The sequence below is a fragment of the Nannocystis pusilla genome (assembly GCF_020073745.1).
Classification (GTDB): Bacteria; Myxococcota_A; Polyangia; order Nannocystales; family Nannocystaceae; genus Nannocystis; species Nannocystis radixulma.
In genome coordinates this window covers 121,686-140,755 of the sequence record NZ_JAIRAU010000023.1, presented here as the reverse complement: position 1 = coordinate 140,755, position 19,070 = coordinate 121,686, and the positions used below count along the sequence as shown (strand labels likewise).

The following is a 19,070-nucleotide window of genomic DNA, read 5'->3' as shown; positions in this document are numbered from 1 at the left end:
CTGGCAAGGCGCGAGGCGGGAGCATATCGGACCCGGAGACAGGGCGCGCGAGTTCGCGTAGGCTGCTTTCTCGTGAGCGAGCCGCTCCCCGCGACCCTCGGGCCGTATCGCGTCGTGCGCCGGCTCGGCCAGGGCGGGATGGCGGAGGTGCTGCTCGGCCTGCGCTACGGGGCGAGCGGGTTCGAGAAGCAGGTGGCGCTCAAGCTGCTGCGCCCGGAGCACCGCGGCCGCGGGGAGATCGAGCGCCTGCTGATCGCGGAGGCGAAGATCGGGGCGCGCTTCAGCCACCCGGGGCTGGTCCACGTGCACGACCTCGGGCTGCACGACGGGGCCTACTTCGTGGTCATGGACTACGTCGACGGCGCCGACCTGGCGGCGCTTCTGGCCCGCCGGCCGTTGCCGCTGGCGCTGGCGCTGGCGCTGGCGGAGCAGGTCGCGCACGCGCTGGCCCACGTGCACGCGTTGACCGACGAGCTCGGCCGGCCGCTGGGGCTCGTGCACCGCGACGTCAGCCCGGGCAACATCCTGGTCTCGAGGACAGGTGACATCAAGCTCGCCGACTTCGGGATCGCCAAGGCGACGGCGCTGCGTGACATCACCTGGGGGCGCATGGTCAAGGGCAAGTTCGCGTACATGTCGCCCGAGCAGGTCGCCGGCGAGGCCGTGACCGCGGCGTCGGACCAGTTCGCGCTCGGCGTGACGCTCCACGAGCTGCTGCTCGGCCGGCGCCCGTTCGACGGCGCCGGGCCGCTGGCGACGATGGAGAACATCCGCCGCATGCCGCTGCCCGACGACCCCGAGCTGGCGGCGCTGCCGGGGCCGCTGCCGCAACTGCTGCGCCGCAGCATGGCCAAACAGCCAGCCGAGCGGTTCGTCGACCTGGCGGCGCTGTCCTTGCAACTGCACGAAGCACGTCGCGGACTTGTACCCGTGAGCCCGGGCGACGTCGGACGCTGGGTGCGCGAGGCCCTGGTCGCTCCGGGCACGCCCGAGACATCGGCCGGCGGACCGCCGACAGTGGGACTCGACACACAAGGTTGAGTCTGTCGCAGTGACTTTCCCCTGTCGTTGTCGCCAGGGGGTCCGACCATGGACATGACGACCTGGCTCGTCTGACATCAATCGTCGCCGACCTCGTTGTGACGTCGATCGCATGCGGTGCAGCCGGCGGTCTCGCGCGCCGCAACGCGTTGGATTAGCGTCCAGACACTTCCATGAGAAAGCCAAGAGTCATCGTCGTCGGCGCTGGTCCTGCGGGAGGCGCCTGTTCTCTGTCGCTCGCTCGCTCCGGCGCGTTCGAGGTGCTCGTGCTCGACAAGTCGCATTACCCGCGGGTCAAGGTGTGCGGCAGCGGGCTGTCGCCGCACGCGCTCGACGTGCTCGATCGACTCAAGCTGCGCGAGCGGTTCAGGCCGCTCCACGGCGTGATCGACACGATGGTGGTCCGCGGGCCCGAGGGCGGCGAGCAGAACCTGCACGCGGGGATCGAGGCGTGGGTGGTGCCCCGCGTCGAGCTCGACCACGGGATCGTGCGCGCGGCGATCGAGCACGGGGCGGAGCTCCGCGAGGGCGTGAAGGTGCTGGAGCTGCTGCGCGACCCGGCCGGCGAGGTCCGCGGGGTCAAGACCGAGGCCGGCGAGTTCGAGGCCGACCTCGTGGTCTGCGCCGACGGCTCGCCGTCGCGGTTCTCCCGCGACGAGCAGCCGAAGACGACGATCCGCACGATCATGGGCTGGTGGCGCGGCACACCCTACAATGGCCGCACAGCCCACATGATCTGGGACCGCCGGCTGGCCGGGTACTACGCGTGGATGTTCCCCGAGCCCGGCGACGTGGTGAACATCGGCCTCACGATCCCCGAGACCGCGCCCGAGGCCGGACGGCTCAAGGGGCTGTTCCAGGACCTGCTCGACGAGCACTGGGCCGAGGGCGTCCGCGACGCCGAGCAGGTCGGCAAGTGGATGGGGCACCCGGCGGTGATCACCAACCGCGTCGGACCGGTCGCCGAGGCGCACGCGATGTGGGTCGGCGAGGCGGCGCGGCTGGTCTCGCCCGGGACGGTCGAGGGCATCGGCTTCGCGCTCGAGAGCGGCAGCATCGCCGCCGACGTGGTCGTGCGCCACTTCCAGCGCGATCGCGGGCTGTCGATGCTGGCCAGCGGCAGCTACCGCGCGCGCCTGGCCGCGGCGATGCTGCCGAAGTTCTGGGCCGGCGAGGCGTTCGCGCGCGGGGTGCAGATCCCGCGGCTGCGCCGGCTCGCCGATCGACTGGTGCACGGGCCCGCGGGCGCGTGGCTCGATCGCACGATCTCGACGGTGCTCGGCGACAACCGCCGCGAGGTGAATGCCGCGCGCCAGGCGAGCTGACGCGACCCAAGAGCGACGCCCGCGAGCCAGGTGGCGCGCGGGCGTCGGGTGAGAGCACGGCGGCGATCAGGGGGGACGAACGCCGCGCGTGCGGTTGGAAAAAAATTCAGCCTCACTCGGTCTTCGCGACCGCGAAGGTGCGCAGCACCTCACGGTGGAGCCGGTTGCTCTCGATCCGGTCGCGAACCTCGCTGGTCGCGGCGGCGACGGCGGGAAGGATGAGGCCGAAGAGGGCGATAAAGGCGAGTGCGTCCATGACAGGGCTCCTTCTTACTTGTTGACTCTTCGACTAGCGAAGCATGTGCCAGGTTTCGCGACCGGCAACGTTTCGAAATTACATGTGTTGTGACGAGCGGCAGGAGAGGTGGCTACTCGAGTTGCTGGCGACCGCTACGGCCGTGGCCAGACGCGACAACCAGCAGGTTTGCCACGTGTCGCACGCCTGAGCCGCGGCGAGCGCCGACGTTCAAGCCGCCGAAGATGGATCGGGCGCGGGCGCCGGCAACCCCCGAATGTGCGCGGCGGTGCGATTCGAACGACACGACGATCGAGGCCAGCGCGTGGTTTCATCGACCTGTCCGAAGGGGCAGTCGACGGGGCCGCCGAGGTGCGTGGCGCGAGGCGATCGGGAGCGAGTCGCCGGCGCGAGGCGGACGCCGTCGGCGTGCCGGGGCCGAAGTGAAGTGCGCCGGGCGGGGCGACTCGAGTAACCCCGCTTGCCACGCGCTCTTGCACGCGGCCGGCGGGACCTGGAGCGACCGGCTGGCCGCGACGGGCTGCAGGTCCTGGTTTTCTCGCGAATCCGCGCAGAAATCGCGGCCTGGGCCGGGCCGGGCGCCGGGGCTCCGGCGGTTTCGCGGCTGCGATCGGGGACCTCGTGGGGACGGTAGCGCCGGCTCGTGGTCGGCGATCCTCGCCGAGGAGCCCTTGCTCGGGCCCGGGGCAGGGACTGGAGAAATTTCGCGCGCCGCGGGCTTGTGATAAAAGGCAGGGATGCTCTCCCGCCTGCATACCTCCTTGCTTTCCTCGTTGATCCTCGCCGGGGCCGCGTGCGGTGACAACGGCAACAACACCAGCGCGACCGAGTCGACGTCGAGCACCACGGACGCGGCGACGGCGACCGAACCGACGACGTCGACGACGACCTCGGGCACGCCGACGACCTCGACGACCTCGCCGGACGAGACGACGACCACTTCCACGGAAGAGCCGACGACCTCCACCACGAGTACGACGACGGGGGTGACGCCGGGTGACTGTGCGGCGCCGGCGGACGACGCCGACGAGGACGGCGACAGCATCGCCAACAAGGACGACAACTGTCGCTGCGACGCGAACCCGAACCAGCTCGACTTCGACGGCAACAGCGTCGGCAACGTGTGCGACGCGCCGCTCGTGTTCTCCATCGCCGACGGCGCGCCGCCGGAGTTCAACAAGCTCGACTCGGAGGCGAGCGCGAGCATGGGCCCGATCGGGTGCCAGTTCCCGGTCAGCCTGATCGGGACCGGCGGCGACGTCGAGGTCATGCTGGACGACGAGGGCACCGGCAAGGTCTACGCGGCCACCGTCAACATCGCCGACACCCCGCAGCTCGAGTGCAACATCCTGGCCATCGTCAACGTCAAGCTGGTGATCAAGAACCTGGTGATCACCGGGCCGGACGCGTTCACGGTCGGCTTCCCGTTCACCGTCGCCGACCACAACAGCGGCACGGTCACGGGCATGATGGACATGATCCACAACATCGTCGTCAACGGCGTCATCGACGTGCAGGAGTCGTCGAACGAGCAGCTGGCGATGACGGGCGAGTCGCCGCTGGAGGACGTGCCGGGCTCGTTCCCGGTCGGCACGGTCACGGTGGTCAACGACGGCGGCCAGGTCACGCTCGACTTCGACAACGACAACCACGTGGTTTTCATGCAGACCACCATGGGCGGGCTCGAGGTCAAGCTGACCGGCCTCACGGGCAAGCTCCGCCTGCGCCAGTGAGCCGCGTCGCGCGGTCTGCGGCGGGCAGACCGCACGAGCGACGTCCCAGGCTGCGCCGCTCATGGCCCGGTCGCGGCGCCCTGCGCTCGTGATCCAGCCGCCCGCGGGCGCCAGCGAGCTCCCGCCGAACAGCGCGTCACACCCGTCGAGCGGCTTCGACGGGCGTTCTCGCCAGTGTGCCTCGTCGACCTGTCGCGTATCGGTCGCCACCGTTCTCTTCAGGCGCCGTGCGAGGTGATATCCTGGATCCCCCGTGACGCGAGCAGCCGCACCAACTCGAACGGGACGGGGCGCACGCGGCCTCGGCGATCCGGCTACCACACTCATCACGCTCGGCGTCGGGCTCGCGGGCTGCTTCTTTCAACCGCAGGGCTCGCTCTCAGCGGACTCGGCGACCACCGAAGCGCCGGGCACCTCCGCCAGCAGCGCGACCGAGTCGACGGCGAGCACCACGGACGCGGCGACGGCGACCGAACCGATGACGTCGACGACGACCTCGGGCACGCCGACGACCTCGGCGACCTCGCCGGACGAGGCGTCGACCACTTCCACGGAAGCGCCGACGACCTCCACCACGGGTACGACGACGGGGGCGACGCCGGGTGACTGTGCGGCGCCGGCGGACGACGCCGACGAGGACGGCGACGGCATCGCCAACAAGGACGACAACTGTCGCTGCGACGCGAACCCGAACCAGCTCGACTTCGACGGCAACAGCGTCGGCAACGTGTGCGACGCGCCGCTCGTGTTCTCCATCGCCGACGGCGCGCCGCCGGAGTTCAACAAGCTCGACTCGCAGGCGAGCGCGGGCATGGGTCCGATCGAGTGCCAGTTCCCGGTCAGCCTCGTCGTCACCAGCGGCGGCGTCGCGGTGATGCTGGACGACGCGGGCACCGGCAAGGTCTACGCGGCCACCGTCAACGTCGCCGACACCCCGCAGCTCGAGTGTGACATCGCGCTCATCGTCACCTTCAAGCTGGTGATCAAGAACCTGATGATCACCGGGCCGGACGCGTTCACGGTCGGCTTCCCGTTCACCCTCGCCGACCACGACAGCGGCACGGTCACGGGCGTGATGGACACGATCCACAACATCATCGTCAACGGCGTCATCGACGTGCAGGAGTCGACGAACGAGCAGCTGGCGATGCCGGGCGAGTCGCCGCTGGCGGACGTGCCGGGCTCGTTCCCGGTGGGCACGGTCACCGTGGCCAACGACGCCGGCCAGATCACGCTCGACTTCAACAACGACAACCACGTGGTTTTCACGCAGACCACCATGGGCGGGTTCGAGATCAAGCTGACCGGCCTCACGGGCAAGCTCCGCCTGCGCCAGTGAGCCGCGTCGCGCGGTCTGCGGCGGGCAGACCGCACGAGCGACGTGCTAGGCTGCGCCGCTCATGGCCCAGCCGCCGCGCCCTGCGCTCGTGATCCAGCCGCCCGCGGGCGCCAGCGAGCTCCCCGTCGAACAGCGCATCAAGCCCGTCGAGCGGCTTCGACGGGTGTTCTCGTACACGCGCCCGTACACCGGCCGGCTGATCGCCGCGCTGGTGTGCCTCGTGATCGCGTCGGGGCTGGGGCTCGTGTACCCGTATTACTTCGGCGCGCTGGCCGAGGCCGCGTTCACCAACGCGTCCACGGCCGACACCGAGGCCGCCTACCGCGAGCTCGGCGACAGCACGGTGCTGCTGCTGGCGGTGTTCCTGGCGCAGGCGGTGTTCGTGTTCTTCCGCCACTACTTGATGACCTGGCTCGGCGAGCGGGTCGTCGCCGACCTGCGGGTCGCGCTGTACCGCCACCTGGCGCGGATGCCCCAGAGCTTCTTCCACCGCACGCGCACCGGCGAGCTGCTGTCGCGCCTGTCCGACGACGTCACGCGCCTGCAGAGCACCGTCGGCCAGGACCTCAGCATCTTCCTGCGCAACGTGCTGACGCTGGTCGGCGGGATCGCGGTGCTGTTCTGGATGAACTGGAAGCTGACGGCGGCGATGCTGGCGGTGGTGCCGGCGCTGATGATCGCCGCCAACTATTGGAGCGTGATCATCCGCGAGCTCAGCCGCAAGGCCCAGGACCAGCTGGCGACCGCGAGCGGGGCGCTGCAGGAGGGCCTGGCGGCGATCGAGACGGTGCAGGCGTTCACGCGCGAGGACCACGAGGTGGGCCGCTACGGCGGCGCGATCGAGTCGACCTTCGTGCTGTTCATCAAGCGGGCGATCGCCCGCAGCTGGTTCGCGGCGGTGATGAGCTTCTTCGCCTTCGCCGCGATCGCCGGGCTGTTCTGGCTCGGCGGCAGCATGGTGATCGAGGGCGAGATCACGGCGGCGGAGCTGACCAGCTTCATCTTCTACACGCTGATGGTGGCCGGCGCGGTCGGCGGGCTGGCCGAGCTGCTCGGCGGCTTGCAGTCGACCTTCGGCGCGACCGCGCGGATCTTCGAGATCCTCGACACGCCGCCCGAGATCGCCGATCCGCCGGCGCCGGTCGTCGAGCCGGCGCTGCGCGGGGAGATCCGCTTCGTCGGCGTGTCCTTCAGCTACGGCGACCGCGACGTCGCGGTCGTCCGCGACATCGACCTGCATGTTCGGCCAGGTGAAGTGTGCGCCCTGGTCGGCTCGTCGGGCTCGGGCAAGACAACGCTCGGGCGGCTGGTGCTGCGCTTCTGGGACCCGACGGCGGGGTCGATCCTGCTCGACGGCCACGACCTGCGGACGCTGCGGCTGGCCGACCTGCGCGGGGCGATGGCGATGGTGTCGCAGGACCCGGTGCTGTTCAGCGGCACGGTCCGCGAGAACATCCGCTACGGGCGGCTCGAGGCCAGCGACGCGGAGATCGAGGCGGCGGCGCGGGCGGCCAACGCCGACGGGTTCATCCGCGAGTTCCCTCTCGGCTACGACACGGTGGTCGGCGAGCGCGGGGTCAAGTTGTCGGGCGGCCAGCGCCAGCGGGTGTCGATCGCGCGCGCGCTGCTGCGCGACCCCAAGGTGCTGATCCTCGACGAGGCGACGTCGGCGCTCGACGCCGAGAGCGAGCACCTGGTCCAGGGGGCGCTGGAGGTGCTGCAGCGCGGGCGCACGACGCTGGTGATCGCCCACCGCTTGAGCACGATCCGCGACGCCGACCGGATCGTCGTTCTCGACCACGGCAAGATCGCCGAGACGGGCCGTCACGCCGAGCTGCTGGCCCGGGGCGGCGCCTACGCCAGGTTGGTCGCGCGTCAGGCCGCCGCCCCCGCGGAGGGCCGCGTCGAGCCCCTGGCCGGGCCGTAGCGCCGGGCCGGAGCGGTGTGCTACACCTCGCGGCCGCCATGGACGACAGCCAAAAGCCGGACCTGATGGACAAGATCGTGTCGCTCTGCAAGCGACGGGGCTTCGTGTTCCAGAGCTCCGAGATCTACGGCGGCCTGCGCTCCGCCTACGACTACGGGCCGATGGGCGCGGAGCTGAAGCGCAACTTGATGAGCGAGTGGTGGCGCTTCATGGTCCACAGCCGCGAGGACGTGGTCGGCATCGACGCGTCGATCATCATGCGGCCCGAGGTGTGGCAGTCGAGCGGGCACCTCGCCAACTTCTCCGACCCGCTGGTCGACTGCAAGGTCTGCGGCGAGCGCTTCCGGGCCGACAAGGCCCCGCGCAAGGCCGAAGGCGAGGACGCGCCTATCAGCCTCGGCGACAAGGGCCGGGCCAAGGCGGCGCAGGAGAAGCTGACCGAGGCCGGCGTCAAGCTGCAGCGCGACGGCAGCACGCTGACGGGGGCCAAGGCCGGCGCGGCCGGCTACGTGTGCCCGAACTGCGGCTCGCCGTTCCTCAGCGACGAGCGCCGCTTCAACCTGATGTTCCGCACCAGCCTCGGCCCGGTCGACCCGATCGGCGACGTGGTCGACATCGTCCGCAAGGCCATGGCCGAAGGGGCCGACGACAAGACGCTGCGGGCCAAGGTCGAGGGCGCGCTGGCGGCGTCGTCGGTGTACCTGCGGCCCGAGACGGCGCAGGCGATGTTCGTGCAGTTCCTGAACGTGCAGCAGAGCCTGTCGCTCAAGGTCCCGTTCGGCATCGCCCAGATGGGCAAGAGCTTCCGCAACGAGGTGACCGTCGAGCACTTCATCTTCCGCTCGTGCGAGTTCGAGCAGATGGAGTGCGAGTACTTCGTGCCGCCCGGCGAGGGCCCCAAGTACCTCGATTACTGGATGAACGAGCGCATGAAGTGGTGGCGGTCGATCGGCCTCAAGACCGACAACCTGCGCTTCCGCAAGCACGACGACGACGAGCTCGCCCACTACTCGGACGGCTGCTACGACGTCGAGTACAAGTTCCCGTGGGGCTGGGACGAGCTCGAAGGCATCGCCAGCCGCACCGACTACGACCTCAAGGCCCACGCGGCCGGCTCGGGCAAGAAGCTGACCTACTTCGACCCCGAGGCCGTCGACCCCGAGACCGGCAAGCCCGGCCGCCACTACGTGCCGCACGTGGTCGAGCCGGCCGCCGGGGCCACGCGCGGGGTCCTGGCCGCGCTGTGCGACGCCTACGACGAGGAGCCCGGCGACGCCGAGGGCAAGGGCGCGCGCACGGTGCTGCGCCTGCACCCGCGCCTGTCGCCGATCAAGGTCGGCGTGCTGCCGCTGGTCAAGAAGGACGGGATGCCCGAGGTCGCGCGCAAGGTCGTGGAGGCGTTCTTCGGCGCCGGCGTCAACGCCAAGTACGACGAACAGCACGCGATCGGCCGCCGCTACGCCCGCCACGACGAGGTCGGCACGCCCTACTGCCTGACCGTCGACACCCAGACCCTGCAAGACGAGACGGTCACCATCCGCTACCGCGACGACCGCCGGCAGGAGCGCATCAAGATCGCCGACGCCGTCGACACCGTCCGCAAGGCCCTCACGGAGACGCCATGAACACGCCCCGCACCGTCCACTGCAAGAAGCTCCAGCAGGACCTGCCGGCCCTGCCGTTCAAGCCGTTCCCCAACGAGTTCGGCCAGCTGCTCTACGACAACATCAGCCTCCAGGCGTGGCAGATGTGGATCCGCGAGTCGCCGAAGTTCATCAACACGTACCGCCTCGACCTGCAGTCGAAGGAGGGCCGCGAGTTCCTCGAGAAGCAGATGCGGATCTTCTTCGGCTTCGAAGAGGGCGACCTGGCCGACACGGCCTTCGTCCCGCGCGAGGGCTGAGGCGCGTGGTCGCGAGCGTCGTGGCCACGGCGCTCGCTCGAGCGCCGCGCGGCGATCGATTGCCTCGACCTGCAGGTGAGGGAGCGCCCGGTCGCGTCGTCGTCGACGACCGGCTACGCTGAAGCGATGAGGCTCCGCGCCCCGGCTGCGTTCACCGATTCCGGCGAGCTCGTCGGTCGCGTGCGCGAGGCCTGCACCGGGTTCGCAGGAGACACCAGCGTATGAAACTCACCCGCACCGATCACGACGACGAGACCACGATTCAGGTGAGCGGCGCCCTGGATGGCAACAGCGCGCCGGCGTTCCACCAGCTGGCCGACACGCTGATGATCGACAGCTCGGGCGTCGCAGCCATCATCGGTCTTTACAAGCGCACCCGTGAGGCCGGCAGAGACGTTCGCATCGCCGGGATCCGCGACCAGCCGCTGGCGATCTTCAAGCTGCTGCGGTTCGACAAGGCGTCCGACCTGTGACGCCGGTGCGGCTCTGCAGGCAGATCGTGATGCTCGTCGAGAAGGACGGGCAGACGTTCGTCGCCCACTGGATCGAGTATCCGCTGAAGCACGGGACCCGCACGCACCTCGCGGTCCATGCTCACGAGCGGACCGTGCTGCCCCGCACCGGGATCGGCGTGCGGCTGCAGGAGTCGCGCTACGACGTGCCGCAGGCGGCCGTGCGGGGCTGGCTGGAGACGTGGGGCTACCGCGTCGCCGGCGAGCTCGCGGCGGAGTCGTGAGAGGCTCGCGGTCGGTCGCCGGTCGTCGGCCGCGCCGGTGCGGGGTGGACGACGAGTGCGGCTCGGTCCGCTGATTCGCCCGAGTTGGGCGGACAGCGGAGACGGCAATTATCGTGGGTGTCGCGCCCGGTCGTTGCGCGGACGCGGACTCGCCGTAGCGTTGCCGCGTCATGATGCGGAGCTCGATCGCGGTCGCTGTCCTGGTCCTGCCGCTCGCTTGCGCCGACGTCGATCGGGACACCGACGCGCCGGCCAGCGCGGACACCACGGGCGTCGTCGGCACGACGGGCGGGGAGACGGAGGGCGCGGGGGTGTTGACGCCGGCGGGCTTCGCCGACCGCTTCGGGCGGGCGACCTGCGCCCGCGTGTTCGCCTGCTGCTCACCGGTGGATCGGCGGGGGATGTTCTCGACGTTTCCCGAGCCGGCGGTCACCGACGAGGAGGGCTGTGTGGAGTTCTTCGCGCGCCGGTTCGGCCGCTGGCTCCGCCTCGTGGCGGCCTCGGAGGTGACGGGGCGCGCCGAGTGGGATCGGGAGGCGGCGGCGGCGTGCGTCGAGCGCGTGAATGCGATGAGCTGTGAGGCGTATTCGGCGGAGCTGGCGGCCGGGAGATCGGGGGCCGTCGATTGTCCGCTGCTCATCGCCAAGGTCGGCGAATACGCGGCCTGTCGCCACGACTGGGAGTGCGCCACCGGGCATTGCCGCGACGCGCAGCAGTGGTACGACGGCACCTGCGCGGACCGGCCGGCCGTCGGCGAGCCGTGCCCGGACAACGTCTGCGAGGACGGGGCGTGGTGCGATCAGTCGCGCGAGCGGCCGGTCTGCGCGGCCCTGAAGGCGGATGGGGCGGCGTGCCGCGTCGCCGGCGAGTGCCGGTCGAACGGCTGTACCGCGGAGGTGTTCGCGGAGGGCGTGTGCGGCGAGCCGCGGGTGTGCGACGGCGATCCCGCCGACGACGAGGACATCGTGGCGACCTGCGCCCTGGAGCGCGGACAATCGCGGGTCGAGTGCAAGATCGGCAGCGTCGGCGGCTGGAATTGCAACTGCCGCGAACAGGGCCGGCAGGTGGCGACGTGTTCGCCGGAGACGGCGGCGGCCAATGTCGACGTGTGCGCGGGGCTCGGGTGCTGCGCGAAGTGAGGTGGTGCGGACGACGCGAGCCGCTGTCGTGAATCGCGGACTCAGCGCTCGGGCGGCGGGGTGGGCCTTACGGGGCTCTCGCGGGCGGGCGGCAGGCTGGTCCGCTCCGGCGTGGCGCTCGCGCTGCGATCGAGCGCTCGCCGGGTGTGCGGGAGCAGGGCGAGCGCGAGCGAGCCGCCGGCGGCCGCGGCGACCAGCATGACGCCGCGGAGCTCCAGGGTGGCGAGCGCGAGCAGGACGGCGCAGGTGACTCCCACCACCACGGGCACGGCGCGGGCGACGGGCGGCGGGGGGCTCGTGTTCGCGGGCAGCAGCGCAGCGCGGTCGGCGAGGCGCCGGCGGATGTGACGCTCGACGAGGCCCATCAGCAGGAATGGATAGAGGACGACGAGCAGCAGCAGCGGCGAGGACAGCGCCGGGAATCGTAGGACCAGGAGCTGGACGGCGACGGTGAGCGGGACGGCGGCGGCGAGGATGAGCGGGATCACCAGCCACTGGCGGTCGGCGTCGTTCCAGAACCACAACGTCGGCAGCACGCCGAGCCGCTGCGGGCGGTCGAGCAGGGAGCGCGGGGCGGGGAGGTGAGCGTCGGTCATGACTTGCCGTCGCCGGAGCAGTCGCTCTTCCAGCACTTGAAGGCCGCGAGACACTTGGCGCCGGCGGCGATGCATGCGCCGGTGAGCGGCTTCCAGAAGTAGGCGACGGCGCAGATCCCGATGGTGGCGCCGCAGTCTTTCTTGAGGCCGCCCTTGTCGACGTCGTGCGCGGTCATCGGCGGCAGCGCCAGGCTCAGCGCGACGTGCAGCGCGTCCTCGTCGCGTTCGAGGCCGCTGTCCCACACGCCGGTGAGGGCGTGGACGAGGAAGTTGGCGTCGGCCCAGACCGTCGAGGCGCCGAGCACCGGCTCGAACAGCGCGTTCAGATCGTCGGGGTCGCCGTCGGCGCTCCAGCTTCCGGTGGCAGGATCGAACTCGACGGTCGCCGCGGCGGCGCCGGCCTCGGCCTTGTGGAGGCTGCGCGTGTCGTCGGTCCAGCTCTGGGTGACGCGGCCGACATCGGGGAATTCGCCGCGCAGCTCGAGCGCGGCGGCGGTCCACTGCACGTGGACCTGCGTGGCGTCGGGGGCGGTGAACACGAGCGCGGCGCGGTCAGCCGCGCAGCTGGCTTGCAGCGCGCTCTGGGCCTCGTCGACGCCGGTGAGACCGGCGGCGCTGGTGGTGAGGACATAGCCGCGCGCGGCGGCGAGGTCGGCCGTACGGGCGAGCCAATCGCTGCACGGATCGGCGGATGCGGCGGACGCGGCGGACGCGTGCGGGATCGCGACGGGGAGGACGGCCAGGCCCATCACCGCGGGTATCGCTGCAGTCGGGCGGCGAGGCGGCCGCCTGTCTCGAGGACCAGATGCGTCGACCATGCCTCGAAGCTAGTCGGGTCGCGCAGTCCCGCCACGCGCGACCGGGCGGCGGCGCAGGCGACGGGCGTGGAGGGCCGTGCGAGCGGCGAAATCGGCCCGCAGCGGCCTTGCGGCCCGGCGAGCCGGTCGGGCGAGGGGGCCGCGCCGGTCCGGGGACGAATCGTGCGATGCGCGGGGAACGGTGTGGGAGCGACTGTGATGATTCTGCCGGTGAGCCTCCACGAGATCGCCGGACTCGACGGCCGGCGCGGAACACCCGGCGACGTGGCGAGCGCGTGCAGCAGTGGCTCCGCGGCGCGAGGCGCCCGTCCGCGCCGCTCGGCTGGACGGTCGCAAGGGGGAATCATGGCAGTCGGGCTGCGATGATTCGTCGGACTACGGGCAGTTCTGCGAGGTGACCATCTCGCCGGTGTCGGGGACGCCGTCGCCGGGGACGTCGGCGAACACGACGGGGATCGACTGGCAGAAGCCGCCGCCGCAGTTCTCCTGGCGGGCGACGTGGGCGTGCGGGCCGGTCGACCAGCCGGTGGAGCCGGTCAGGCCGACGACGGTGCCGCGCGGGACGACCTGGCCGAGGCTGACCTGGACGGCGCTCAGATGTGCGTACACCGAGCCGGTCCCGTCGCCGTGCAGCAGGGTGACGTAATTGGTGTACGGGTTGCATTCCTGGCCGCCGCCGTTGTAGCAGGGGTCGCCCGGCTTGACGTCGGCGTAGAGGTTGGAGACCGTGCCGTCGGCGATCGCCACCAGCGGGGTGCCCATCGCCAGCGAGAAGTCGAACGCGTAGGCCGAGTTGCCCATGTGGCTGAAGTCGCCGTTGTTGCCCTGGGTGATCGTGGTGGTGGTGCCGCACTGGAGCGGGAGGAAGAAGCCGTCGTCGCCCGGAGGCTCATCCTGCGTGCATTCGACGAAGCCGCCGAACACGTAGCCCTCGGGCCAGTTGCCGGCGATCTGGTACCACGTGTCGTCGCCGTCGATGAGCTCGCCCTGGACGATGGCCAGCACGTCGACGATGATGCCGTCGCCGAGCGTGCCGACCGGCGCCATCGCCGTCGACGGGGTCGGCCGGACGTTGAGCACGTCGCCGGGGACGACCGTGCGGACGCGCGGGCACGGATCGACCGGCTCGCCGGTGGTCCCGCTGGTGGTGGTCAGGTCGGGACCGGTCGTCTGCGGGCCGGTCGGGTCGAAGCTCGTGCTCGTCGCGGGGTCGTCGGTGTCGCCCGTGACCGTGGCGGTGGTGGTGGGCTCGGGCTCGCCCGTGGTGATCGTGGCGCCGGGATCGAGGTCGGTGGTGCTCCCGTCGTTGCTCGCGTTGGTGAACACCGGCGAGGTCAACGAGTCGGTCGCCTCGGGCTCGCCGCCGCTGGCGCAGCCGGAGGTGAGGACGACGAGCGCGAGCCAATTGCGCGGACGGGCGAGCATGAGACGGAGGTACCGGAAAGCCGGCGCGAGATCAAGCGCACCCGCCCGCACTCGCAGACATGTCTTGAAGGACAGGGCGAGGGCGCGCTGCGAGAGGTCTTCGAGACATGTCCTTACAAACATGGTCGAAGGAACGAGAGGATGGCACGCCGCAGCTCGTCGGCGACGCTGGGGTAGGCGGGGATCGGGGCGAGGGCGACGACGTGGAAGGTGTGCAGGCCGACGACGTAGATCGCACCGATCCGGGAGAACATGGCCCAAGGGCCAGCTTGATGCGCAGCGGCGAAGGATCGCCGCCGCCGCTCGTGGTCATGACATTCGCCGCGAGATGCGGGTCGAGAATCGGGGCAGGGGCGTTTTCGCGCTCCGGGGCTGGACGCCCGCAGGCGCGGGCGAGCGGCCAGCTGGCCCGGCGGGGCGGGCGCGAAAACTTGCTTGACGGCCTACTACACCTGTAGTACTACGGCTGTCGTTCATGAGCGAGTCACACCAACTCAGCGATCTGCAGCTCGGCCTGCTGCGGATCTTGTGGGACCGCGGCGAGGCGACCGCGGCCGACGTGCACACGGCGTTGCTCGAGCAGGATCGCGAGCTCGCGCCGACGACGGTGTCGACGATGCTGTCGCGCCTGGAGAAGAAGGGCACGGTGACGCACCGCGTCGAGGGGCGGCAGTTCATCTACCGCGCGCTCGTCTCCGAGGAGGAGGTGCGGCGCTCGATGCTGTCGCGCGTGACCGACTACTTCTTCGGCGGCGACGTGTCGGCGCTCGTCAGCCACCTCGTCGAGGACAGGGACGTCGACCCGGACGACGTCGCGCGCCTCAAGCAGCTGTTGGCCCAGAGATCCGGCGAAGAGGAGGAAGACGACGATGCTTGATCCTTCGGCCTCTCTCGCCGGCCCCGCGGTCCACACCGTGGTGAGCTGGCTCGGCACGTACTTCGTCCACAGTACGGTGCTGGTCGGCGGCGTGTGGGCGTTCACCCGCTTCCTCCCGCTCGACTCGCTGACGCGCAGCCTGTTGTGGAAGATGTCGCTGGTCGGCGGCCTGTTCACGGCGACGCTGCAGACCGGGCTCGGCGTCCAGCCGCTGTTCGGCAGCGTGAGCGTGGAGGCCGGCTCGACGGTGCAGAAGTCGCTGCCGCCGCCGCCGACGCCGCCGCTGGCGACGGTCGCCGCGCCGCCGCCTCCGCAGGTGCGCGAGTCCTCGGCGCCGGTCCTCGTGCAGCACACGCACGGGTGCGTCGGCTGTGAACCAAAGGTGTTGGTGGTGTCCGACGAGGGCTTGACGGCGGTGTTCGCCGCGCCGGCGCACGTGCGGGTCGAGCACGCGGCGATCGTCGAGGCGCCGGCGATGTTCGTCCCCGCGGCCCTGCCGGCGCCGCCGAGCCCCCCGCTCGCCGCGGCGGCGCCGGCGGTGCCGCCGGTCCAGGAGGCCGGCGCGGCGGTGTGGCTGCTCGCGGGCCTGTTCCTGCTCGGCGCCACCGCGTCGCTCGGCCGGCTGGGAGCGACGGCGGTGCGGCTGCGTCGCGGCCTCCGCGGGCGCACGCCGCTGCGCCAGGGCCCGCTGCGCGAGCGCCTGGCCCGCCTGCTCACGCACGCACGTGTCCCTCAGGACAGTGTCCGATTGACCATGTCCGAACGGGTAGGTTCGCCGATCGCCCTGGCCAGCCGCGAGATCGTGGTGCCCGCGCGGGTCCACGCGCTGGCGCCGCGGCAGCAGGAGGCGATGCTGGCCCACGAGCTGGCCCACGTGCTGCGCCGCGACCCGGCCTGGCAGGTGCTGGCGTCGGTGCTCGAGGCGGTGCTGTTCTTCCAGCCGCTGAACCGGGTGGCCCGGCGCGGGATGCAGGAGGCGGCCGAGGAGCTGTGTGACGACTGGGCGGTCCGCCACACCGGCTCGGGGCTGCACCTGGCCCGCTGCCTGACCGAGGTCGCGGGCTGGCCTGGTCGATCGGACATGTCTCATGATTTCGCGAGCCCGATGGCCGGCAAGAGCTCGCTGCTGGTGCGCCGGGTCCAGCGCCTGCTCGACGCCGAGACGCGCGAGCGCGGCCGCTGGGCCCGTCGCTGGCGGGGGCTGCTGGGCGCGGCGCTGCTGGCGATGGTCGGCCTCGGCGCGCCGGGGCTGTCGCTGTCGGTCGCGCGGGCCGACGACCCCGAGCCGCCGGTCGCGCCCGAGCTCCCCGACGATCCGCCGCTGATGCCCGAGCCGGTGTTCGAGCCGCCGCCGCCGCCGCAGCCGTCGATGCTGGGGTTCGTGCCGCCGCTGCCGCCGCAACCGGCGCTGCTCGAGATGCCCGCGATCGCTCCGACCGCGCCGGTGCTGGCGGTGGCGCCCGTGACCGCGAGCGGCGAGGAGGCGGCGCCGGCTCGCCAGCGCCGCGCGCAACGCCGGGCGGAGCGGCTCGAGCGCAAGGCCGAGCCGCTGCGTACGACGCACTCCCCAGTGCCGCCGGCGACGCCGCCGGCTCCGCCGCGCGCACCGCTGCCGCCGACCCCGCCGTCGCCGCCGGACTACGCGTTCGCGTACGGCGGCGACACGGTGGTCTATCACGACCACGACGACTGCTCCGACGATCACGACGCGTCGCCCCCGACGAAGGTCGTGGTGGTGCCGCGCAACGCGGAGCGGCTGGTGCGAGACGCCCGCGATCTGGCGGTGCGGGCCAAGGTCATCGACGCGAAGCAGCTCCGCGACCTCGAGCGCGCGGCGGCGGCGATCGCCAAGCAGGCGAGCAAGCTCGACGCGGCCAAGATCGAGGCGCTCAAGGCCCGCGCGGAGGGGCTGGCCCGCCGCGCGTCGCACCTCAGCCCGGAGCAGCTCAAGGAGCTCTCGGATCGGGCCGAGAAGATCGCCGCCGACGTCGAGAAGAGGGTCTCGAACCTCGACCTCAGCGGCCTCGCCGACGCGCTCGAGGACCTCGACCTCGACGACATCGCCGACGACGTCGAACGCGAGGTCGAACGCTCGCTGCGGGCCTCGGGCCACGTCGCGGGGTCGCCCGCGGGGGGTTGGGAGCTGCGTCGCATCGAGCGCGAGCACAAGCTGGCGGCCAACGAGGCGCGGCGTCAGGTGCAGCAGGAGAGCCGCCGCGTCGAACGCGAACGCGCCCGCGCCGAGGCCGACGCCCGCCGCGCCGCCAACGATCAGGCGAAGAAGGCCAATCAGGCCCGGGTCCGCGCGGGCGAGGCGGTCCGCCGCGAGGTCGAGCGAGCGCTGCGCGACAACGTGATCGACGCCGACGAGCAGCGCCGCATCGAAGAGGCGGCCCGCAAGGCCGGCGAGGTCAAGTAGTTCGAGGCGACGGGGTCGGGCGCCGCGCAGGGCGCCCGGCACCGCGTCGGCGGTGCGCGGGCAAGCGGTCGCTCGCGGGTCCGCGGACGCCGCGGGGGCACTATTTTTTCGCGCCGCAATTGTTGGCGCGTTGGCGGTCACTGCTCGGGCATGAAGCGTCACCATGACATCTCGGGCCGCTCCGCCGGCGCCTCCGTCTCCTCCCCCTCGACCGCGCGTCGGCGTGTATCTGCCTCCCTCGTCTGGGCCCTGGGCGCGCTGCTCGTGCCCGCGGCGGCCTGTGACGAGGAGGCCGTGACGGACGAGGAGGCCCAGGCCGCGGAGGGTTCGGAGCTGCGGGTGGCGCCCGAGATGCAGTTCCTCGCGCCGATCGAGATCGTGCCGGTGCCGGACGACTACGAGTATCACCCCGTGATCGTCGACGCCGATCCGCAGCAGCGCCTGGCGGACCGCGACCCGCTCTTGAATCAGTACGACGATGCCGCGTCGGGCCGGTTCGGCGTCATCTACGTCGATTACGAGGAGAGCGCCGAGTACCTCGCGTCGTACGACCTGGCGGCGGTGCAGGAGGCGGCGCAGGAGCTCGCGCGCCTCGGGTTCGCCGACGCGAGCCCGGGCTCGGACGAGGACGCGGAGCTCGATTCGATCGTCACGCCGCGCGGGTGGTCACACGACGTCGACAACCGGATCTCGCTCGAGGACATCTCGCTGACCCACTCGACGTTCCGCAAGTTCGGCCGGGTCGGCGGCGGCTGCACCGGCGCGCTGTTCGGCAACCGACTGGTGCTGACCGCGGCGCACTGCATCTTCGACGCCAGCGGCAATTACAGCGCGAATCACTACTTCCGGGCCCGCCGCAACGGCTCCGAGCTGCCGTACGGCACCGTCATCTCGCAGGGCGCGGTCTACCCGATCTCGTTCACCAACGACGGCTGCCAGACGACCTACACCGCCTCGTGCGTGAAGAACGACTGGGCGATCCTGATCCTGCCGGCCAACCCGTGGGCGACCAGCCCGAACGGCGCGCCCGGCTACTTCGGCGTCGCCGCGGCCGACGACGCGACGGTGGCGACCTGGGGGACCAGCAACGTCGGCTACCCCGACTGCAGCGATTCGCTGGCGCCGTCGCCCTGCACGAGCCACGTCGCCTACGGCGACTTCTCGTGCGCCGGCGTCGCTCCGGCCGTGTCGGATCCGGACTCGCGGTGGCCGCTCTACGGCACCAACGGCAAGCTGCGCACCGGCTGCGACTCCAGCGCGGGCCACAGCGGCGGCGCGCTCTACAGCACCAGCCCCGGGGTGAGCGGGCCGTACATCATCGGCAACACCGTGTGGAATCAGTGCAACGCGAGCACCTGCGACGCGAATTCGCTGTACTCGTCGGCGGGGATCCGGATCTCGACGTCGCTGCGCGATTACATGCTGAACCTGCGCGCGACGTACCCGTGATGCGCGGCGCAGAGGCGCGCTGACGAGGCGCGGGCGACCCTCGAAGGTTCGCGGTGCCCGTGCTCGGGCTCCTGCTCGCCGTGTGCG

The 19,070-nt window shown here is 71.4% G+C and carries 19 protein-coding genes; 13 read left to right on the top strand and 6 right to left on the bottom strand.

Annotation, left to right across the window (positions count from 1 at the left end; genetic code table 11):
• Positions 1–72: 72 nt before the first annotated feature.
• Both K7C98_RS17560 and K7C98_RS17555 read left to right on the top strand, forming a co-directional pair.
• The gene (locus tag K7C98_RS17560) at positions 73–1,041 is read left to right on the top strand and encodes a serine/threonine-protein kinase (RefSeq protein ID WP_224192826.1); all 969 of its coding nucleotides are present in this window, start codon (positions 73–75) and stop codon (positions 1,039–1,041) included.
• 173 nt (positions 1,042–1,214) lie between these two features.
• Positions 1,215–2,366, top strand: a complete 1,152-nt coding sequence (locus K7C98_RS17555) for an NAD(P)/FAD-dependent oxidoreductase (protein ID WP_224192825.1) — start codon at positions 1,215–1,217, stop codon at positions 2,364–2,366.
• A gap of 112 nt (positions 2,367–2,478) precedes the next feature.
• On the opposite strand, the gene K7C98_RS17550 is transcribed toward K7C98_RS17555, so the two are convergent.
• Positions 2,479–2,622, bottom strand: coding sequence for a hypothetical protein (locus K7C98_RS17550; protein ID WP_224192824.1), 144 nt, complete (start codon positions 2,620–2,622; stop codon positions 2,479–2,481).
• Between the two features lie 761 nt (positions 2,623–3,383).
• Here K7C98_RS17550 and K7C98_RS17545 point away from each other — a divergent pair.
• Complete coding sequence (locus K7C98_RS17545) at positions 3,384–4,355, top strand: hypothetical protein (protein WP_224192823.1); 972 nt, start codon at positions 3,384–3,386, stop codon at positions 4,353–4,355.
• A 360-nt stretch (positions 4,356–4,715) separates the two neighbouring features.
• Here the strand turns inward: K7C98_RS17545 and K7C98_RS17540 are convergent, their stop codons facing one another.
• Entirely contained in the window at positions 4,716–4,859 is a 144-nt protein-coding gene (locus K7C98_RS17540) for a hypothetical protein (RefSeq protein WP_224192822.1), read from the bottom strand.
• Between K7C98_RS17540 and K7C98_RS17535 the strand changes: the two genes are divergently transcribed.
• The 7 genes from K7C98_RS17535 (at position 4,834) to K7C98_RS17505 (ending at position 11,399) form a co-directional block, all read left to right on the top strand.
• Positions 4,834–5,694, top strand: coding sequence for a hypothetical protein (locus K7C98_RS17535; RefSeq protein WP_224192821.1), 861 nt, complete (start codon positions 4,834–4,836; stop codon positions 5,692–5,694). The genes K7C98_RS17540 and K7C98_RS17535 overlap by 26 nt on opposite strands.
• 61 nt (positions 5,695–5,755) lie before the next feature.
• Complete coding sequence (locus K7C98_RS17530) at positions 5,756–7,621, top strand: ABC transporter ATP-binding protein (protein ID WP_224192820.1); 1,866 nt, start codon at positions 5,756–5,758, stop codon at positions 7,619–7,621.
• 38 nt (positions 7,622–7,659) lie between these two features.
• The gene (locus tag K7C98_RS17525; RefSeq protein ID WP_224192819.1) at positions 7,660–9,246 is read left to right on the top strand and encodes a glycine--tRNA ligase; all 1,587 of its coding nucleotides are present in this window, start codon (positions 7,660–7,662) and stop codon (positions 9,244–9,246) included.
• Positions 9,243–9,524 carry an oxidative damage protection protein gene (locus tag K7C98_RS17520; RefSeq protein WP_224192818.1) on the top strand — a complete coding sequence of 94 codons (282 nt, stop codon included), beginning with the start codon at positions 9,243–9,245 and terminating at the stop codon, positions 9,522–9,524. Before K7C98_RS17525 ends, K7C98_RS17520 begins: the two co-directional genes overlap by 4 nt.
• 221 nt (positions 9,525–9,745) lie before the next feature.
• Positions 9,746–9,997: an STAS domain-containing protein gene (locus K7C98_RS17515; RefSeq protein ID WP_224192817.1), complete on the top strand. Its 252-nt coding sequence runs from the start codon at positions 9,746–9,748 to the stop codon at positions 9,995–9,997.
• A gap of 29 nt (positions 9,998–10,026) precedes the next feature.
• Positions 10,027–10,260 carry a hypothetical protein gene (locus K7C98_RS17510; protein ID WP_224192816.1) on the top strand — a complete coding sequence of 78 codons (234 nt, stop codon included), beginning with the start codon at positions 10,027–10,029 and terminating at the stop codon, positions 10,258–10,260.
• Positions 10,261–10,433: 173 nt separating this feature from the next.
• Entirely contained in the window at positions 10,434–11,399 is a 966-nt protein-coding gene (locus K7C98_RS17505) for a hypothetical protein (RefSeq protein WP_224192815.1), read from the top strand.
• Between the two features lie 41 nt (positions 11,400–11,440).
• On the opposite strand, the gene K7C98_RS17500 is transcribed toward K7C98_RS17505, so the two are convergent.
• The 4 genes from K7C98_RS17500 to K7C98_RS17485 form a co-directional block, all read right to left on the bottom strand.
• Positions 11,441–11,995: a hypothetical protein gene (locus K7C98_RS17500; protein WP_224192814.1), complete on the bottom strand. Its 555-nt coding sequence runs from the start codon at positions 11,993–11,995 to the stop codon at positions 11,441–11,443.
• Complete coding sequence (locus tag K7C98_RS17495; RefSeq protein WP_224192813.1) at positions 11,992–12,744, bottom strand: hypothetical protein; 753 nt, start codon at positions 12,742–12,744, stop codon at positions 11,992–11,994. The genes K7C98_RS17500 and K7C98_RS17495 overlap by 4 nt, the downstream gene beginning before the upstream one ends.
• A gap of 444 nt (positions 12,745–13,188) precedes the next feature.
• Positions 13,189–14,238 carry a M23 family metallopeptidase gene (locus K7C98_RS17490; protein ID WP_224192812.1) on the bottom strand — a complete coding sequence of 350 codons (1,050 nt, stop codon included), beginning with the start codon at positions 14,236–14,238 and terminating at the stop codon, positions 13,189–13,191.
• Between the two features lie 113 nt (positions 14,239–14,351).
• A complete protein-coding gene (locus K7C98_RS17485) occupies positions 14,352–14,492 on the bottom strand; it encodes a hypothetical protein (RefSeq protein WP_224192811.1) in 141 nt (46 codons plus the stop codon).
• 221 nt (positions 14,493–14,713) lie between these two features.
• Here K7C98_RS17485 and K7C98_RS17480 point away from each other — a divergent pair, with 221 nt between their 5' ends.
• From K7C98_RS17480 to K7C98_RS17470, 3 genes are all read left to right on the top strand, one after another.
• A complete protein-coding gene (locus tag K7C98_RS17480; RefSeq protein WP_224192810.1) occupies positions 14,714–15,115 on the top strand; it encodes a BlaI/MecI/CopY family transcriptional regulator in 402 nt (133 codons plus the stop codon).
• Positions 15,108–17,534, top strand: a complete 2,427-nt coding sequence (locus K7C98_RS17475) for a M56 family metallopeptidase (protein ID WP_224192809.1) — start codon at positions 15,108–15,110, stop codon at positions 17,532–17,534. The genes K7C98_RS17480 and K7C98_RS17475 overlap by 8 nt, the downstream gene beginning before the upstream one ends.
• 150 nt (positions 17,535–17,684) lie before the next feature.
• Positions 17,685–18,983 (top strand): trypsin-like serine peptidase, encoded by a 1,299-nt coding sequence (locus K7C98_RS17470; protein ID WP_224192808.1) that lies wholly within the window; start codon positions 17,685–17,687, stop codon positions 18,981–18,983.
• Positions 18,984–19,070: the final 87 nt, after the last annotated feature.

Excerpts from the sequence above, each read along its gene's own strand:
- K7C98_RS17555 (WP_224192825.1), top strand. The coding sequence starts at position 1,215 with ATGAGAAAGCCAAGAGTCATCGTCGTCGGCGCTGGTCCTGCGGGAGGC.
- K7C98_RS17550 (WP_224192824.1), bottom strand. The coding sequence starts at position 2,622 with ATGGACGCACTCGCCTTTATCGCCCTCTTCGGCCTCATCCTTCCCGCC.
- K7C98_RS17535 (WP_224192821.1), top strand. The coding sequence starts at position 4,834 with ATGACGTCGACGACGACCTCGGGCACGCCGACGACCTCGGCGACCTCG.
- K7C98_RS17530 (WP_224192820.1), top strand. The coding sequence starts at position 5,756 with ATGGCCCAGCCGCCGCGCCCTGCGCTCGTGATCCAGCCGCCCGCGGGC.
- K7C98_RS17525 (WP_224192819.1), top strand. The coding sequence starts at position 7,660 with ATGGACGACAGCCAAAAGCCGGACCTGATGGACAAGATCGTGTCGCTC.
- K7C98_RS17520 (WP_224192818.1), top strand. The coding sequence starts at position 9,243 with ATGAACACGCCCCGCACCGTCCACTGCAAGAAGCTCCAGCAGGACCTG.
- K7C98_RS17515 (WP_224192817.1), top strand. The coding sequence starts at position 9,746 with ATGAAACTCACCCGCACCGATCACGACGACGAGACCACGATTCAGGTG.
- K7C98_RS17510 (WP_224192816.1), top strand. The coding sequence starts at position 10,027 with ATGCTCGTCGAGAAGGACGGGCAGACGTTCGTCGCCCACTGGATCGAG.
- K7C98_RS17505 (WP_224192815.1), top strand. The coding sequence starts at position 10,434 with ATGCGGAGCTCGATCGCGGTCGCTGTCCTGGTCCTGCCGCTCGCTTGC.
- K7C98_RS17500 (WP_224192814.1), bottom strand. The coding sequence starts at position 11,995 with ATGACCGACGCTCACCTCCCCGCCCCGCGCTCCCTGCTCGACCGCCCG.
- K7C98_RS17495 (WP_224192813.1), bottom strand. The coding sequence starts at position 12,744 with ATGGGCCTGGCCGTCCTCCCCGTCGCGATCCCGCACGCGTCCGCCGCG.
- K7C98_RS17490 (WP_224192812.1), bottom strand. The coding sequence starts at position 14,238 with ATGCTCGCCCGTCCGCGCAATTGGCTCGCGCTCGTCGTCCTCACCTCC.
- K7C98_RS17485 (WP_224192811.1), bottom strand. The coding sequence starts at position 14,492 with ATGTTCTCCCGGATCGGTGCGATCTACGTCGTCGGCCTGCACACCTTC.
- K7C98_RS17480 (WP_224192810.1), top strand. The coding sequence starts at position 14,714 with ATGAGCGAGTCACACCAACTCAGCGATCTGCAGCTCGGCCTGCTGCGG.
- K7C98_RS17475 (WP_224192809.1), top strand. The coding sequence starts at position 15,108 with ATGCTTGATCCTTCGGCCTCTCTCGCCGGCCCCGCGGTCCACACCGTG.
- K7C98_RS17470 (WP_224192808.1), top strand. The coding sequence starts at position 17,685 with ATGAAGCGTCACCATGACATCTCGGGCCGCTCCGCCGGCGCCTCCGTC.